Source organism: Pseudomonas sp. UBA6753 (assembly GCF_002453565.1).
GTDB lineage: Bacteria > Pseudomonadota > Gammaproteobacteria > Pseudomonadales > Pseudomonadaceae > Aquipseudomonas > Aquipseudomonas putida_Z.
Map to the genome: position 1 here is coordinate 1 of NZ_DKHD01000027.1, position 16,672 is coordinate 16,672.

Genomic DNA, 16,672 nt, shown 5'->3' on the forward strand with positions numbered 1-16,672 from the left:
GAGCCTGTGCCGCGTCGGCTGGAAGACATGAGCGAGGCTTGATATTGCCGGGGCTGCTTCGCAGTCCATCGCCGGCAAGCCAGCTCCCACAGGTACTGCACACGTCTCGAATTTTGCGCGGTGCCTGTGGGAGCTGGCTTGCCGGCGATGGGCCGCAAAGCGGCCCCTTTCCGAGTCAGGTGTGCACATTCATGGTTGTCGAAAGCCGGTTGCTCTCGCGCCCATGGACCATGCAATACAGCGCACCGGCCAGGATCAACCCCATCGCCCAACTGATGTCTGCCCCCAGCCACTCGGCCACGAACCCCGTGTAGAACGACAGTTTCATGAACGGGATGGTACCGATGATCGACACGGCGTACACCGCCAGGCTTCGACGATTGAAGCAGCCATAACGCCCCTTGGAGTCATACAGCGCCCCGACATCATAGTGGCCTCGGCATACCCAGTAGTAATCCACCAGGTTGATCGCGCTCCATGGGATCAACAGGTACAGCTGGCCGATCAGGATGTCGGCAAAGAACGTATCGAAATTGTACTGGGTGGCGATGGCGATCACCGTTGCCGCTGCGGTCAGCCCAGCCATCACCAAGGCCTTGGCCGTCGCAGTCACGCGCCGGATGGTCTTGAAGGCGCCAAAGATCGTGACCGACGACATGTAGGCGCTGTACAGGCACAGGACGTTGTACTGGATCACCCCCAGCGCGATCACTGCCAGCGCCAGCGGCGCCCACGGGCCAAACAACGCGGCAATGGCTGTGGCCGGGTCGTGCCCCAGTGCCGAGGGCAACTCCACTGCCACCAGCGCGCCCAGTGCCATCATGGCGAAGGAGCCCAACGCACAACCGCAATAGGTGGCCCAGAAGGTGGCGCGTGGGTTGACGTTGGCTGGGAGGTAGCGCGAGTAATCGGCTACATAGGGGCCATACCCCAGCGTCCAGGAGGCCGACTGGGCCACGATCAGGTTGAAGGCGGTGAACGAGAAGCCGGTACTTACTGCCGTTGTGGTTGCCATGTCGCCGGGGTGCAGCAGGATCAGCACCAGGGCGCCAGCAAAAACCAGTGTGGACAACAGGCTCATCCACGCGCCCAGGCGGTGGATCAGCTCGTAGCCGACAAAGCCGATGACAAAGGTCAGCAAGCCGACCACCACGATCGCCTGGTCATCGCTCATGGGCACCAGCGCCTGCAGGGCATTGCGCATCAGCACGCCGCTGGCGGCGAGGAACAGGACTGCGGCCGTGACCATCACCAGCAGAGGGAGCGCGGCACCATGGACACCGAACTGGGCCCGGCTCTGGATCATCTGTGGCACGCCCAGGTGAGGCCCCTGGGCAGAATGCGCGGCCATGAACACGGTGCCGATCAGGTTGCCGACCAACAGGCCCAACAAGGTCCAGCCAAGGCTTAGCCCCGATGCAATGCCCAGGGTGCCGACCATCAGCGCGGTTATCTGGAAGTTGGAGCTGAACCAGATGGTGAACAATCGTTTAGGCGTGCCATAACGCTCGGCGTGTGGGACAAATTCGATACTTCGCGTTTCTAGCTTCACGCCGGTCTCCCGATTTTGTTTTCCTGATTATCGGGTAGGGACCGGCGGGATTTGGGTTCAGTAACGAACGCGTCATAGCTGGCTGCGCCATGGCTTGCTTGATAACGTCAGGGTACCCAGGCGGCTCATCCACACCGACGCCAGGATCACTGCCCCGCCGATGAACAGCCTGCCCAATGGCTCGTCCTGGTTCCAGATCAGCAAATTGAGCAGCAACCCTACTGGCACATGCAGGTTGTTCATCACCGCCAGCGTCCCGCCCGAAACCAGGCAGGCACCCTTGTTCCACCAGTACAGGCCCAGCGCCGTCGGGCATAGGCCCAGGAACAGCAGCACCAGCCACTGCACATCGGTGGTCGGCAGGTGCTGGGAGTTGCCAAACAGCAGGAAGGCCGGCAACACCACGATCAACGCGCCCAGGTAGAAGTAGCCAAAGCGCTTGTAGTGCGGCAAGTCGCTGGGGTGGCGTGCAACCAGGTGGCGGTACAGCACCTGGCCGGCGGCGTAGGTGAAGTTGGCCAGTTGCAGCAGCAGGAAGCCGATGAAGAACTCGCCGCTGATGGTGTCGAAGCGGATCACCGCCGCGCCGGCCACCGCCACCAGCGCTGCCAGCAGCGCCCACGGGTTGAAGCGCCGGTTCATGGCGTCTTCGATCAGCGTCACGTGCAACGGCGTGAGAATGGTGAACAGCAGCACCTCCGGCACGGTGAGCACGCGAAAGCTCAGGTACAGGCAGACGTAGGTGATGCCGTACTGCAGCGCGCCGATCAGCAGCATCGAGCGCATGAAGCGCGGCTCGACCTGGCGCCAGCGGGTCAGCGGCAGGAACACCAGGCCAGCCAGCACCACGCGCGCGAGCACGGCAAAGTAGCTGTCGACGTGCCCGGCCAGGTACTCGCCGATCAGGCTGAAGGAAAACGCCTGGATCAGCGCGACGATTATCAGGTAGCCCATGGTTGCCTCTCGTGGATCAAGGCCGCGACCTTAGCGGGTTGCGGGGAATGAGTTCAACCATGAGGAATGTGGGGCTGTGCCGGCCTCTTCGCGGGCTTGCCCGCTCCCACAGGGACATCACAGTACCTGAGACCTGCGGTGTACATGTGGGAGCGGGCAAGCCCGCGAAGAGGCCGGCACAGGCACCCATGAAATTCCAGGCATAAAAAAGCCCGGCCATGCAGGCCGGGCAGGTACACCCAAAGGAGCAACAACAGGTGTCAGGGTTGGGAATTCGCTAAGCCTCAGGCCACCGCCGCCAGCTTGGCCTTGGCCTGGTTGACGCCCTTCTCGTGGAAGTCAGGGCTCATGTTCAGGCCTTCGGCATGGATGAAGTCGACATCGTGAATGCCGATGAAGGCCATTACCTGGCGCAGGTACGGTTCCTGGTGGTCGCTGGTGGCGCCGGCATGGATGCCGCCACGGGCAGTCAGGACGATGGCGCGCTTGCCGGTCAGCAAGCCCTGCGGGCCGGTGGGGGTGTACTTGAAGGTGATGCCGGCACGCAGCACGTGGTCCAGCCAGGCCTTGAGGGTGCTGGGGATGGTGAAGTTGTACATCGGCGCAGCCATCACCAGCACGTCGGCGGCGAGCAGCTCATCGGTCAGTTCGTTGGAGCGGGCCAAGGCGTCCAGTTCGGAAGCACTGCGCTGTTCTTCGGGCTTCATCCAGCCACCCAGCAGGTTGGCGTCCAGGTGCGGCACCGGGTTCACGGCCAGGTCGCGCACACTGATCTGATCGGCCGGGTGGGCGGCCTGCCACTGCTGGATGAAATCACGGGTCAGCTGACGGGAAACGGAATCCTGCTGGCGGGCGCTGCTTTCGATGATCAGTACGCGGGACATGGGGGGCCTCCATCGGCAAAAAGGGTTGCGATTCGATGGAGGTGAGATTACGGCTTGACCTATCGATAAAAAAGCGTAAAAAGTGGGTTCAATCTATCGATTTATCAGTTTATTCTGCACTGCAGTTCAAGGCGATCCGTAATTTGATGATCTGCCGGTTGAACTTGGCAGTGACATCGACGCTTTTACCGGCCGGTACGTTCACCCGGCGCACCCGCGGTGCCTCGGGGCCATTGCGGAAAGTCACCTTGCACGCGGCCGGTACCTGCCCATAGTTGTTGAGGGTGATGGCGCCAATGTCATAGGCCGTGTCATAGGCGGTGTAGTCGAGCTTTACCCCGGCCAGTTCTTTCTCAACGTCGATGGGATAAGCCATGGCCCCGAGGGGCAGGCACATCAGTATTGCCGCACAACATTTCTTCATGGGCCGCTCTCCTTGAAAGAGCGCAGCTTAGGACAACAGGAGCGAAAGATGAAAGCGCCGCGCGTAACCCTTGACCAGTGGCGAACCCTGCAGGCAGTGGTCGATCACGGTGGGTTTGCCCAGGCCGCCGAGGCACTGCACCGCTCGCAGTCATCGGTCAGCTACACCGTGGCCCGCATGCAGGAGCAACTGGGCGTGCCGCTGCTGCGCATCGACGGCCGCAAGGCGGTGCTCACCGAGGCCGGCAATGTCCTGCTGCGCCGTTCGCGCCACCTGGTCAAGCAGGCCAGCCAGCTCGAAGACCTTGCCCACCACATGGAACAGGGCTGGGAGGCCGAGGTACGCCTGGTGGTCGATGCCGCCTACCCCAGTGCCCGCCTGGTCCGCGCCCTGGCCGCGTTCATGCCGCAGAGCCGTGGCTGCCGGGTGCGCCTGCGTGAAGAAGTGCTGTCTGGTGTCGAGGAAGTGATGCTCGAAGGCATCGCCGACCTGGCCATCAGCAGCTACAGCATCGGCGGCTACCTGGGCGCCGAACTGAGCGCGGTGGAGTTCGTCGCCGTCGCCCACCCCGAACACAGCCTGCACCGCCTGGGCCGCGAATTGACCTTCCAGGACCTGGAAAGCCAGTTGCAGGTGGTAATCCGCGACTCCGGCCGCGCCCAGCCGCGCGATGTCGGCTGGCTGGGTGCCGAGCAACGCTGGACCGTCGGCAGCCTGGGCACCGCCGCTACCTTCGTCAGCAGTGGCCTGGGCTTTGCCTGGCTGCCCCGCCACATGATCGAGCGCGAGCTGCGCGAAGGCGTGCTCAAGCCGTTGCCGCTGGATCAGGGTGGCAGCCGCCATCCACTGTTCTACCTTTATTCGAGCAAAGAGAAGACCTTGGGCCCGGCTACGCAGATTCTCATCGACCTGCTGCGCAATTTCGACACCGCGCCACTGGACGTGCCCTTCGCAGCCCCCCCACAAGCCTGAGAGGACCGCGCCCATGGCCTATTTCGAACACGAAGGATGCGCACTGCATTACGAGGAATATGGCCAGGGCGAACCCCTGGTATTGCTGCATGGCCTGGGCTCCAGCTGCCAGGACTGGGAGCTGCAGGTGCCGGTGCTCAGCCGCTACTACCGGGTAATCCTCATGGACATCCGCGGCCACGGCCGCTCCGACAAGCCACGCGACGGCTACCAGATCGCCACCTTCAGTGCCGACCTGCTGGCCCTGCTCGAACACCTGCACACCGGCCCGGTGCACTTCGTCGGCCTGTCCATGGGTGGCATGGTCGGCTTCCAGTTCGCCGTCGATCACCCGCAGTGGCTGCGCAGCCTGTGCATCGTCAACAGCGCCCCCGAGGTCAAGCGCCGCACCCGCAGTGACTGGGCGTGGTGGCTCAAGCGCTGGGGCCTGGCGCGCCTGCTCAGTGTCGAAACCGTCGGCAAGGGCCTGGCCGAGCGGCTGTTCCCCAAACCGCAGCAGGCCGAACTGCGGCACAAGATGGCCCAGCGCTGGGCACGCAACGACAAGCGCGCCTACCTCAAGAGTTTCGATGCCATCGTCGACTGGGGCGTGCAGGAACGCATCGGCCAGATCCACTGTCCTACCCTGGTGATCGCCGCCGACCACGATTACACCCCGATACAACTGAAAGAACGCTACGTCGCCCTGATGCCCCACGCCAGGCTGGTGGTCATCGACGATTCCCGGCACGCTACACCCCTCGACCAACCCGAGGTCTTCAACCAGACCCTGCTGCAGTTCCTTGCAGCCGCTTCCACCTCTCAAGGATCTTTGAGCCCATGCTGAAAAAACTCCTGCTCACCGCCTGCTCGGTCGCCTTCGCCACCAGCGTCATGGCCTCCGACAAGACCCCGCACGTACTGCTGGACACCAGCTTCGGCCAGGTTGAAATCGAACTGAATGCCGAGAAGGCGCCGGTCAGTACCAAGAACTTCCTCGAGTACGTCGACAGCGGCTTCTACAACAACACCATCTTCCACCGTGTAATTCCGGGCTTCATGGTCCAGGGCGGCGGCTTCACCGACCAGATGGTCCAGAAAGACACCAAGGACCCGATCAAGAACGAGGCCAGCAACGGCCTGCAGAACACCCGTGGCACGCTGTCGATGGCGCGTACCTCCAACCCGAACTCGGCCACCAGCCAGTTCTTCATCAACGTCGCCGACAACGATTTTCTCAATCCGGGCCGCGACGCCGGCTACGCCGTGTTCGGCAAAGTGACCAAGGGCATGGAGGTGGTCGACCAGATCGTCAATTCACCGACCACCGTCAAGAAAGGCATGCGCGATGTGCCGGCCGATCCGGTCTACATCAAGTCCGCCAAACGCATCGACTGACCGCAGGTTTCACAGGGACGTGAAACCTTCCGGGGTCGGGTAGCACAGGAGTCTTGTCACCCATGCTGTACCGCCGTTTCGAGCAACTGATCGACATCTTCCGCGACGCGCCCAGCGAGTCGCCACCCGGCCAGGTGTGGCCGTTCTACCTCTACTACCTGCGCCAGGTGTGGCCGAGCTTTGTCGCCCTGCTGGTGGTGGGCCTGGTCGCCTCGCTGATCGAGGTGGCGATGTTCAGCTACCTCAGCCGCATCATCGACCTGGCCCAGGGTACGCCCAATGCCAATTTCTTCAGCGAACACAGCGGCGAGCTGATCTGGATGCTGGTGGTGATCCTGCTGCTGCGGCCGGTATTCTTCGGCCTGCACGACCTGCTGGTGCACCAGACCATCAACCCCGGCATGACCAGTCTGATCCGCTGGCAGAACCACACCTATGTGCTCAAGCAGAGCCTGAACTTCTTCCAGAGCGACTTCGCCGGGCGCATCGCCCAGCGCATCATGCAGACCGGCAACTCACTGCGCGACTCTGCGGTGCAGGCGGTGGATGCGCTATGGCATGTGCTGATCTACGCCATCACCTCGCTGGTGCTGTTCGCCGAGGCCGACTGGCGCCTGATGCTGCCGCTGTTGCTGTGGATCGCCGGCTACATCGCCGCGCTGTTCTACTTCGTCCCCCGGGTGAAGGAGCGTTCGGTGATCTCCTCCGACGCCCGCTCCAAGCTGATGGGGCGCATCGTCGACGGCTACACCAACATCGCCACCCTCAAGTTGTTCGCCCACACCGACTTCGAGCAGCAGTACGCCCGCGAAGCGATCCGCGAGCAGACAGAGAAAACCCAGCTGGCCGCACGCGTGGTCACCAGCATGGATGTGGTCATCACCACCCTCAATGGCCTGCTGGTGGTCGCCACCACCGGCCTGGCGCTGTGGCTGTGGAGCCAGTCGCTGATCACCGTCGGCGCCATCGCCCTGGCCACCGGCCTGGTGATCCGCATCGTCAACATGTCGGGCTGGATCATGTGGGTGGTCAACGGCATCTTCGAGAACATCGGCATGGTCCAGGACGGCCTGCAGACCATCGCCCAGCCGGTCACCGTGACCGACCGGCCCAACGCACCGGCGCTCAAGGTAAGCCGCGGTGCGGTGCGCTTCGATGACGTGGACTTCCATTACGGCAAGGCCGCCAACGTGATCGAAGGGCTCGACCTGGACATCCGCCCGGGCGAGAAGATCGGCCTGATCGGCCCGTCCGGGGCAGGCAAGTCGACCTTGGTCAACCTGCTGCTGAGGCTTTATGACGTACAGGGCGGGCGCATCCTCATCGACGGCCAGGACATTGCCGAAGTGAGCCAGGCCAGCCTGCGCGCGCAGATCGGCATGATCACCCAGGACACCTCGCTGCTGCACCGCTCGATCCGTGACAACCTGCTGTATGGCCGCCCCGATGCCAGCGAGGCGGCGCTGCATGAAGCGGTGCGCCGGGCCCGCGCCGACGAGTTCATTCCGCAGTTGTCGGACGCCCAGGGGCGCACCGGTTTCGATGCCCATGTGGGCGAGCGCGGGGTCAAGCTGTCGGGTGGCCAGCGCCAGCGCATCGCGATTGCCCGGGTGTTGTTGAAGAATGCACCGATCCTGATCATGGACGAGGCCACTTCGGCGCTGGACTCGGAGGTGGAGGCAGCGATCCAGGAAAGCCTGGAGACGCTGATGCAGGGCAAGACTGTGATCGCCATTGCCCACCGGCTTTCCACCATTGCGCGGATGGACCGGCTGGTGGTGCTGGACAAGGGGCGGATTGTCGAGAGTGGCAGCCACAGTGAACTGCTGGAGCAGCAAGGCTTGTATGCCCGGTTGTGGCATCACCAGACCGGGGGGTTTGTCGGGGTCGACTGATTTCCTGTGCCGGCCTCTTCGCGGGCTCGCCCGCTCCCACAGGATCACCACATGCCTTGAAAACTGTGCCGTACCTGTGGGAGCGGGCAAGCCCGCGAAGAGGCCGGCACAGGCAATATGAATGGATCAGTCCCGGCGATAGGGCAACATCCCCCTGGCCTCCTCGGCATAGGCCCGTACCCCTTCCCGCTCCTGCGCCAGAAAATCCTCCACCGCCCGCCGCAGCCCCGGGTGCAGCAGGTAGTGCCACGACCGCGTCAGCACCGGCTCGAACCCGCGAATCAGCTTGTGCTCCCCCTGCGCCCCGGCATCGAAACGCTGCAGCCCTTCGGCGATGGCAAAGTCCATGCCCTGGTAGAAACAGGTTTCGAAATGCAGCCGGTCGAATTCGTCCAGGCACCCCCAGTAGCGGCCAAACAGGCTGTCGCCCCCCACCAGGCTCAGGGCCATGGCCACATCACGGCCACCCTGCCGCGCCATCACCACGCGCAAGGCCTCGGGCATGCGCTCGGCCAGCAGGCTGAAGAACTCGCGTGTCAGGTAGGGCGCACGGCGGCGCACCGCGTAGGTATTGGCGTAGCAGCGGTAGACGAAATCCCACTGCGCCTCATCCAGTTCACCCCCACGGTACCAGCGGAATTCAATACCGTGCCCGGCCACCTGTTCACGCTCCTTGCGCATCTGCTTGCGCTTGCGCGAACTCAGGCTGTCGAGAAAATCCTGGAAGTCACGGTAGCCGTGGTTGCGCCAATGAAACTGGCAGCCCAGGCGCTCCATCCAGCCCGGCTGGCCGGCCAGCTGTTCGTCCAGCGCCGGCTCGGTGAAATTGATGTGCGCGCCAGACAGCCCGCCCTTGCCCAGGTACTCCGGCAACGCCTGCAGCATCAGCAAGCCATCGGCTGGGTCGGCGGCAAGCAGGCGCGGGCCGCTGACCGGGCTGAACGGCACGGCACCGAGCAGCTTGGGGTAGTAGGCAATGCCGGCCCGCTCACAGGCATCGGCCCAGCCATGGTCGAACACGTACTCGCCAAACGAGTGCCATTTGCGGTACGCCGGCAGCAGCGCCCGTACCTGCCCGTCACGTTCCAGCACCAGGTGCTCGGCGGCCCAGCCGGTGTTGCGCGCGACGCTGCCGCTGTCCTCCATGGCGCTGAGAAACGCATGGCGCAGGAACGGTTGGCCGGCCGGCACCAGGGCATCCCAGGTGGCCGCCGGTAGATCACGCAGATGGGCAAGGCTGTACAGGCTGGTCACGGTTTCGGCTCGCTGTTTCAAGGTACCCAGTATCCCCAAGGAAGGCCCGCCACTCAAATCACGATAGCTGGGACAGATCCTTTTATTCTCAATTACTTAACCGCAGTGCCACTAATTCGACATTAATCTGTCATTCGCCCCCGCAATACTTGCGCCTGTTTTCCGGAACCCCAGAACCTGTCTATTCAGGCCCTTTCCGAAGACATGCCAACACAGGGGCGGGCGCTTGAGCCTCCCCCATCTTATTCAACAGGGAGAACCTTATGCGTCTTGTTTCTACACTTACCGGAGTGAGCCTCACCGGCATGATGCTGGCTCTGAGTACTCCGGCCAGTGCAGCTGTCGACGCCAAGCTGCTCGAAATGCTCCGCGCCAATGGCTCGATCAACCAGGCGCAGTACAACGAACTGCAGGCGGACCTGGCTCAAGAAACCAAGGAAAAGGCCGCTCAGAAAGCTCAGTCCGAACGGATGAGCTCCTTTGAACAGAAAGTGGCATGGGCCGCCAAGACCCAAGTCAAGGGTGATGTGCGCCTGCGTTACGAAGACGTCAACGTCGACGACCCGAACAGCAGCAGCGGCAACCAGGACCGTCAGCGCGTGCGTGCCCGTGTCGGCTTCTACAGCGAAATCAACCCGCAGGTGGACGCGGGCATTCGTATCGCCACCGGCAGCAGTGCCGACCGCCGTTCGACCAACCAGAGCTTCGACAACTACTTCGACAAGAAGTCGCTGTGGGTCGATCAGGCCTACCTCGACTGGCACCCGACTGCAGTTCCCAACCTGCACCTGATTGGCGGCAAGATGGCGCAGCCATGGGTGAGCATGGGCGACATCATCTGGGATAGCGACATCAACCCGGAAGGCGTGGCAGCGACCTACAAGACCGACCTGGGCGGGGCCGAAGTGTTCGCCAGCGCTGGTCAGTACACCCTCAAGGACAACGTCGATGGCGACGGCGTGCAATACAAGCATGACGCACAGGTCTATCACGGCCAGTTGGGCGCCAAGTTCGCCCCGGCAGACGTGCTCAAGCTGACCGTAGGTGCCAGTATCTACGGCTATGACAACGACAAGGAAGCCACCATCCTGCAGTCGTTCGGCAACACCACCAACGAGTTCAACCTCGTGGAAGGCTTCGGCCAGCTGGACTTCACCGGCTTTGCCATCCCACTCTCTGCTTACGGCCAGTACGTGAAAAACACCGAAAGCACCGATGGGGAAGACCAGGCCTGGTTGGCGGGCCTGAAAACCAAGGTCGGCGCCTGGAGCCTGGACTACAACTACCGCGACGTGCAGCGCAACGCCGTGGTCAGCCTGTTCACCGACTCCGACTTTGGCAACGGCTTTACCGGTTCGCGCGGGCACAAGTTCAAGGTCGGGTATGAAATCGACAAGAACTTCTCTCTGGGCGCTGCCTACCTGATGGCCAAGACCGACCTGTCGCAGTTGCCGAACAGCAACGCCGATGTAGATACCCTGCAGGTCGACCTGGAAGCCAAGTTCTAAGCGACACCCTGCACTGCTTCACCTGAAGCGGGAAATGCCGACCCCATCCGGCATTTCCCGCTTTTTCTTGCCTGGCAGAAATGCGCCGGCCTCTTCGCGGGCTCGCCCGCTCCCACAGAATCACCACAGCTCTTGAAAACTGTGGAGTACCTGTGGGAGCGGGCAAGCCCGCGAAGAGGCCGGTACAGGCGCCAGATAAATCAGCGCTTGCGCAGGATCACGCTACCAATCGAATACCCCGCACCGAACGAGCTCAACACGCCCAGCGAGCCCTTGGCCAGGTCGTCCTGGTAAAGGTGGAAGGCAATCACCGACCCCGCCGAACTGGTGTTGGCATAACGGTCGAGAATCACCGGTGCATCTTCCTCGGCCACTTCACGCCCCAGCAGTTTCTTGACGATCAGCTGGTTCATGCTGAGGTTGGCCTGGTGCAGCCAGAAGCGTTTCACATCGCTGGGTTGCAGCCCGTTTTCCTGCAGGTGCTCACCGATCAGCTCGGCCACTTTCGGGCACACCTCGCGGAACACCTTGCGCCCTTCCTGGATGAACAGCTTGTCCGCCGCGCCCTCGCCCTCTTCCGCCGCGCGGTTGAGGAAACCGAAGTTGTTACGGATATTGTTGGAGAACTCGGTCCACAGCTTGCTGCTGACGATGTCGAACTGGTGCGCCGAGGTGGCCTTGTCGGCACGCTCGAGCAGCACCGCAGTGGCAGCATCACCAAAGATGAAGTGGCTGTCGCGGTCACGGAAGTTCAGGTGGCCGGTGCACACCTCCGGGTTGACCATCAGCACCGCACGCGCCTGCCCCAGGGCCACGCTGTTGGCGGCGGTCTGGATGCCGAAAGTGGCCGACGAGCAGGCCACGTTCATGTCGAAGGCAAAGCCCTGGATGCCCAGCGCCTGCTGCACTTCGATGGCGATGGCCGGGTACGGGCGCTGCAGGTTGGAGCAGGCGACGATCACCCCATCGACATCGGCCGCCGTGCGACCGGCGCGCTCCAGGGCCTGACGGGCAGCGGCCACGGCCATTTCGCAGAGCACCGACGGTTCGTCGTTGGAGCGCTCTGGCAGGCGCGGCTTCATGCGCTGCGGGTCGAGGATGCCGGCCTTGTCCATGACGAAGCGGCTCTTGATGCCCGAGGCCTTTTCGATGAACGCCGCATCGGACAGCGGCGCCGCCTCGACTTCACCGCGCTCGATGGCGGCGGCGTTGTCCTGGTTGAACTGCTGCGACCAGGTGTTGAAGGACGCCACTAGTTCTTCGTTGGAAATGCTCTGGGCCGGGGTGTACAGGCCGGTGCCGCTGATCACGACGTTATGCACGGTCGTTCCTCTGGTCAAAGGCCATCGCCACGGGGCGCTGGCTGGAAATATGACAGGTTAATGGCACTTTAGTACCAATTTATAGGCGAGGGCTGCGCCCTCGTTCGCGGGCACGCCCGCTCCCACAGGGATCGCACCGCTCCCGAGGACATTGCTGTACCTGTGGGAGCGGGTTTACCCGCGAAGGGGCCGCCAGGCGACCCCAAATTGCATCAATATTGCCACAACTGTGGAAGTTTAGCCCTCCACCTGGCTCCATTGCTTGCTCAATCGCTTGTCGGAAATCGGCACCTTGGTCCCCAACTGCTGGGCAAACAGCGAAACCCGATATTCCTCCAGCCACCAGCGGTACACCGTCAGTTGCTCATCACGCTTGCCTTCCTGGGCATGCTTGTCGGCACGGGCCTTGTACTGCGCCCACAGGTTGGCCAGCTCACCGCTCCACACCCGGTCCTTCTGTACCTGCGACCCCAGCTTCTCCAGGCGCAGTTCCACCGCCTTGAGATAACGCGGCAGCTCCTTGAACCAGGCCCCGGGGGTTTCGCGCACGAAGCCCGGGTACACCAGGTTGCCGAGTTGTTGCTTGATGTCGTTCAGCGCCACCGCCTGGCTCAGGTCGATCTTGCCCTTGAAGCGCTTCTGCAGCCCATGCCACAGCTTCAGCACTTCCAACGTCTGCCGTGCCAGGCGCTCGGCATGCTCGGCCCAGTTGCCGCGCTTGCGCTCGGCCAGGCCAGCCAGGGCCGCACCATCGCGTGGCAGCGGCTGTTCGCCTTCGAGGATGCAGCTGTCCAGGCTGGCCAGCAGAATGTCCTCGACCAGCGCCTCGACCCGGCCCATTTCACGGTACAGCAGGCCCAGCTCGGTCAGCCCCGGCAGCTTGCAGCGCAGGTACTTGGCTGGCTCGGCCAGCTGCTGCAGCAACAGGCGCTGCAACGCGCGGCGGTGCTGGAACTCGGCCTCGGCCTGGGTCGAGAAGCGCCCTTCGCGCACGGTGCCGCCCTCTTCCACCAGCGCCGGGTACACGGTCATCGACAGGCCGGCGATCTTCTGCTGCGCGGTCTGCTTCACCTCGCTGAAAGCCTTGGCCTGCACCGGCTGCTCGCTCTTGGCGTCACGCGGCACGGCCAACGCTGCCTGGCTGGCTGCTGCAAAGCGCGCGGTCAGCTCGGCCAGGTCGCGGCCTTCACCCAGGAACTTGCCCTGGCCATCCACCACTTCGATGTTCATGCGCAGGTGGCCTTCGACCAGGTTGACCGACTCGTCCCATGCCTCGTCGGGCACACGGGCGCCGGTCATGCGCAGCAGTTCCTGGCCCAGGGCTTGCGGCAATGCGCCTTGGCCGAAGGTCATGCGTGCCAGCGAGGCCTTGACGAAGTCCGGCACCGGCACGAAGTTCTTGCGCAGGGCCTTGGGCAGGTTGCGCACCAGCGCCACGCACTTGGCTTCCAGCAGGCCGGGCACCAGCCACTCCAGACGCTCGCCCGGCAGGCTCGGCAACAGCGGTGCCGGCACCCGCACGGTCACGCCATCGCGGGGGTGGCCGGGCTCGAAGTGGTAACTCAGCGGCAGGCGCAGCTCGCCCACCTGCAGGCTGTCGGGGTACTGCGCGGCGGTGACTTCGCTGGCCTCGCGGGCCAGCACGTCTTCCTCGCGCATTATCAGCAGGTTGGCGTCCTTCTGGCTACCCATGCGGTACCAGCTGTCGAAGGTCGCGGTCTGGTGGATTTCCGCCGGCAGACGCGCTTCGTAGAAGGCGTACAGCGTCTCTTCGTCGGCAAGAATGTCGCGGCGGCGGGCCTTGGCCTCCAGCTCGTCGAGCTCTTCCAGCAGGCGCTTGTTGGCCGCCAGGCACTTGGCCCGCGACTGGATTTCGCCACCCACCAGGCCTTCGCGGATGAACAGCTCGCGCGAGGTGACCGGGTCGATCGGGCCGAAATGCACCGGCCGACGGCCGACCAGGATCAGGCCGTACAGGGTGATCTGCTCGTAGGCCACCACCTGCCCGCGCTTCTTCTCCCAGTGCGGCTCGAAGTGGTTCTTCTTAACCAGGTGGCCGGCCAGCGGCTCGATCCAGTCCGGCTCGATCCTGGCCACCATGCGTGCGTACAGCTTGGTGGTTTCAACCAGTTCGGCCGCCATCACCCACTGCGGGCGCTTGCGCCCCAGGCCCGACGACGGGTGCACCCAGAAGCGCCGCTGACGGGCGCCCTGGTAGTCGCCCTCTTCGGTCTTCTGGCCGATCTGGCTGAGCAGGCCACTGAGAATGGCCTTGTGCATTTTCGGGTAGTCGGATGGGTCCTTGTTCACTGTCAGCTGCAGGTCACGGCAGATCAGTGCCAGCTGGCGATGGGCATCGCGCCATTCGCGCAGGCGCAGGTAGTTCAGGAAGTTCTTGCGGCACCAGTTGCGCAGCGGGTTGGCGGTCAGCGCCTGGCGCTGTTCCTCGAAGCCACGCCACAGGTTGACCAGCGCAGCGAAGTCGGAATCCACGTCCTTCCATTGCGCATGCGCCTGGTCGGCGGCCTGCTGGCGCTCCGGTGGGCGTTCGCGCGGGTCTTGCACCGACAGCGCACTGGTGACGATCAGCACTTCCTGCAGGCTGCCCAGGCGGGCGCCTTCGAGCAGCATGCGGCCCAGCCGCGGGTCGATCGGCAGGCGCGCCAGCTGGCGGCCGATCGGCGTCAGCTGGTTTTCGCGGTTGACCGCCGACAACTCCTGCAGCAGGTTGAAACCATCGCTGATGGCCTTGCCATCCGGCGGCTCGATGAACGGGAAGGCGTCGATTGCGCCCAGGCGCAGGTGCAGCATCTGCAGGATCACTGCCGCCAGGTTGGTGCGCAGGATCTCAGGGTCGGTGAACGCCGGCCGGCTGTTGAAATCCTCTTCGCTGTACAGGCGCACGCAGATGCCCGGCTCGACCCGGCCGCAGCGGCCCTTGCGCTGGTTGGCACTGGCCTGCGACACGGCCTCGATGGGCAGGCGCTGCACCTTGGCGCGGTAGCTGTAGCGGCTGATGCGCGCGGTACCGGTGTCGATCACATAGCGGATGCCCGGCACGGTCAGCGAGGTTTCCGCAACGTTGGTGGCCAGCACCACACGGCGTCCGGTGTGTGGCTGGAAGATGCGCTGCTGCTCTGTCGGCGACAGGCGCGCGTACAACGGCAGGATCTCGGTGTGGCGCAGTTGCGCCTTGCGCAGGATCTCGGCGGCATCACGGATCTCGCGCTCGCCTGGCAGGAAGATCAGCACATCGCCGGGGCCTTTGCCCTCGCTTCGTTCGTGATGCGCAAGCTCGTCCAGCGTGGCGAGGATGGCCTGGTCGACGGTGAGGTCGTCCTCGATCTGGTTGCCCTCCTCGTCCTGCTCGCTGGTCAGTGGGCGATACCAGGTTTCCACCGGGAAGGTACGCCCGGACACCTCGATGATCGGCGCGCCGTCGAAGTGTTTGGAGAAGCGCTCCAGGTCGATGGTCGCCGAGGTGATGATCAGCTTCAGGTCCGGGCGGCGGTGCAGCAGGGTCTTCAGGTAGCCGAGCAGGAAGTCGATGTTCAGGCTGCGTTCGTGGGCTTCGTCGACGATGATCGTGTCGTAGCGCTCGAGGAAGCGGTCATGCTGGGTTTCGGCCAGCAGGATACCGTCGGTCATCAGCTTGACCAGGGTGTTGGCGTCGCTCTGGTCCTCGAAGCGCACCTGGTAGCCGACCAGCCCGCCCAGGGGCGTGCCCAGCTCTTCGGCAACCCGCGCGGCAACGCTGCGGGCGGCGATCCGGCGTGGCTGGGTGTGGGCGATCAGGCCATGGCTGCCACGGCCCAGTTCAAGGCAGATTTTCGGCAACTGTGTGGTCTTGCCCGAGCCGGTTTCGCCGGCGATCACCAGCACCTGGTGCTCGGCCAGAGCCTTCTTGATTTCGTCACGCTTGGCAGCGATGGGCAGGCTGTCGTCGTAGCGCACGGTCGGCACGCTCTGCTGGCGCGCGGTGACCTGGGCGCAGGACGCCTGGACCTTTTCCACCCACTGCGCCAGCTTCGCCTCGTCGGGGCGCTTGCGCAGTTCGTGCAATTGCCGGCGCAGGCGATGGCGGTCGGCGATCATGGCGTGGTCGAGGTTTTGCAGCAGTTTGTCGATGGCGTGGTCAGTCATGGGGCTTTTTAGTGATGCAGGTGGGCCTGCTTTTTCATGATCGGCATTCGAAGGATGCGCGATTGTCGCAGATTTGCCGGTTCTCTGCTGCCTGTGCCGGCCTCTTCGCGGGCTTGCCCGCTCCCACAGGGGTCACCACGTGCCTGAAGATTGTGCGGAACCTGTGGGAGCGGGCAAGCCCGCGAAGAGGCCGGCACAAGCAACCAAATGTTTAGCCATATGCGATGTAAAGGTTGCCATTCACTGCTTTAATCAACCTTACGCCGCATGTGAGTATCAAAGGCATGACTCCCGTCCAGCCCATCGCCCCACCGTCGTCCCGCCCTTCGCAAGCGAAGGCCCGGCGCCGTGCCGGTGAGAATCCGCTGGTCCATATCATCCTCGCCT

At 63.6% G+C, this 16,672-nt stretch carries 12 protein-coding genes; 5 read left to right on the plus strand and 7 right to left on the minus strand.

All coding sequences use genetic code 11. The annotated features are described in order from the left end of the window. Positions 1–175: 175 nt before the first annotated feature. The 4 genes from B2790_RS10030 to B2790_RS10045 form a co-directional block, all read right to left on the minus strand. Positions 176–1,552, minus strand: a complete 1,377-nt coding sequence (locus tag B2790_RS10030; RefSeq protein WP_286918752.1) for a purine-cytosine permease family protein — start codon at positions 1,550–1,552, stop codon at positions 176–178. Between the two features lie 72 nt (positions 1,553–1,624). Further along, positions 1,625–2,506, minus strand: a complete 882-nt coding sequence (locus B2790_RS10035; protein WP_286918753.1) for a carboxylate/amino acid/amine transporter — start codon at positions 2,504–2,506, stop codon at positions 1,625–1,627. Positions 2,507–2,790: 284 nt separating this feature from the next. Then, positions 2,791–3,390 carry an FMN-dependent NADH-azoreductase gene (locus tag B2790_RS10040; RefSeq protein WP_085704974.1) on the minus strand — a complete coding sequence of 200 codons (600 nt, stop codon included), beginning with the start codon at positions 3,388–3,390 and terminating at the stop codon, positions 2,791–2,793. 109 nt (positions 3,391–3,499) lie between these two features. After that, a complete protein-coding gene (locus B2790_RS10045; protein ID WP_286918754.1) occupies positions 3,500–3,814 on the minus strand; it encodes a 3-phosphoglycerate kinase in 315 nt (104 codons plus the stop codon). 48 nt (positions 3,815–3,862) lie between these two features. Between B2790_RS10045 and B2790_RS10050 the strand changes: the two genes are divergently transcribed. The 4 genes from B2790_RS10050 to B2790_RS10065 all read left to right on the plus strand — a co-directional run bounded on the left by B2790_RS10050 (position 3,863) and on the right by B2790_RS10065 (position 8,058). Next, positions 3,863–4,786: a LysR family transcriptional regulator gene (locus B2790_RS10050; RefSeq protein ID WP_137164599.1), complete on the plus strand. Its 924-nt coding sequence runs from the start codon at positions 3,863–3,865 to the stop codon at positions 4,784–4,786. Between the two features lie 13 nt (positions 4,787–4,799). Beyond that, entirely contained in the window at positions 4,800–5,612 is an 813-nt protein-coding gene (locus B2790_RS10055) for an alpha/beta fold hydrolase (RefSeq protein WP_137164600.1), read from the plus strand. Beyond that, positions 5,606–6,163, plus strand: a complete 558-nt coding sequence (locus B2790_RS10060) for a peptidylprolyl isomerase (protein ID WP_085618620.1) — start codon at positions 5,606–5,608, stop codon at positions 6,161–6,163. Before B2790_RS10055 ends, B2790_RS10060 begins: the two co-directional genes overlap by 7 nt. Positions 6,164–6,225: 62 nt before the next feature. Continuing rightward, positions 6,226–8,058, plus strand: a complete 1,833-nt coding sequence (locus B2790_RS10065) for an ABC transporter ATP-binding protein (protein ID WP_286918755.1) — start codon at positions 6,226–6,228, stop codon at positions 8,056–8,058. A gap of 126 nt (positions 8,059–8,184) precedes the next feature. Here B2790_RS10065 and B2790_RS10070 read toward each other — a convergent pair whose 3' ends face one another. Further along, positions 8,185–9,312: a GNAT family N-acetyltransferase gene (locus B2790_RS10070; RefSeq protein WP_137164842.1), complete on the minus strand. Its 1,128-nt coding sequence runs from the start codon at positions 9,310–9,312 to the stop codon at positions 8,185–8,187. A gap of 263 nt (positions 9,313–9,575) precedes the next feature. Between B2790_RS10070 and B2790_RS10075 the strand changes: the two genes are divergently transcribed. Beyond that, positions 9,576–10,820: a putative porin gene (locus B2790_RS10075; RefSeq protein ID WP_137164602.1), complete on the plus strand. Its 1,245-nt coding sequence runs from the start codon at positions 9,576–9,578 to the stop codon at positions 10,818–10,820. 200 nt (positions 10,821–11,020) lie between these two features. On the opposite strand, the gene B2790_RS10080 is transcribed toward B2790_RS10075, so the two are convergent. Continuing rightward, positions 11,021–12,142, minus strand: a complete 1,122-nt coding sequence (locus B2790_RS10080; protein ID WP_123083774.1) for a beta-ketoacyl-ACP synthase III — start codon at positions 12,140–12,142, stop codon at positions 11,021–11,023. Between the two features lie 237 nt (positions 12,143–12,379). Then, complete coding sequence (gene hrpA / locus B2790_RS10085; RefSeq protein WP_286918756.1) at positions 12,380–16,285, minus strand: ATP-dependent RNA helicase HrpA; 3,906 nt, start codon at positions 16,283–16,285, stop codon at positions 12,380–12,382. Positions 16,286–16,672: the final 387 nt, after the last annotated feature.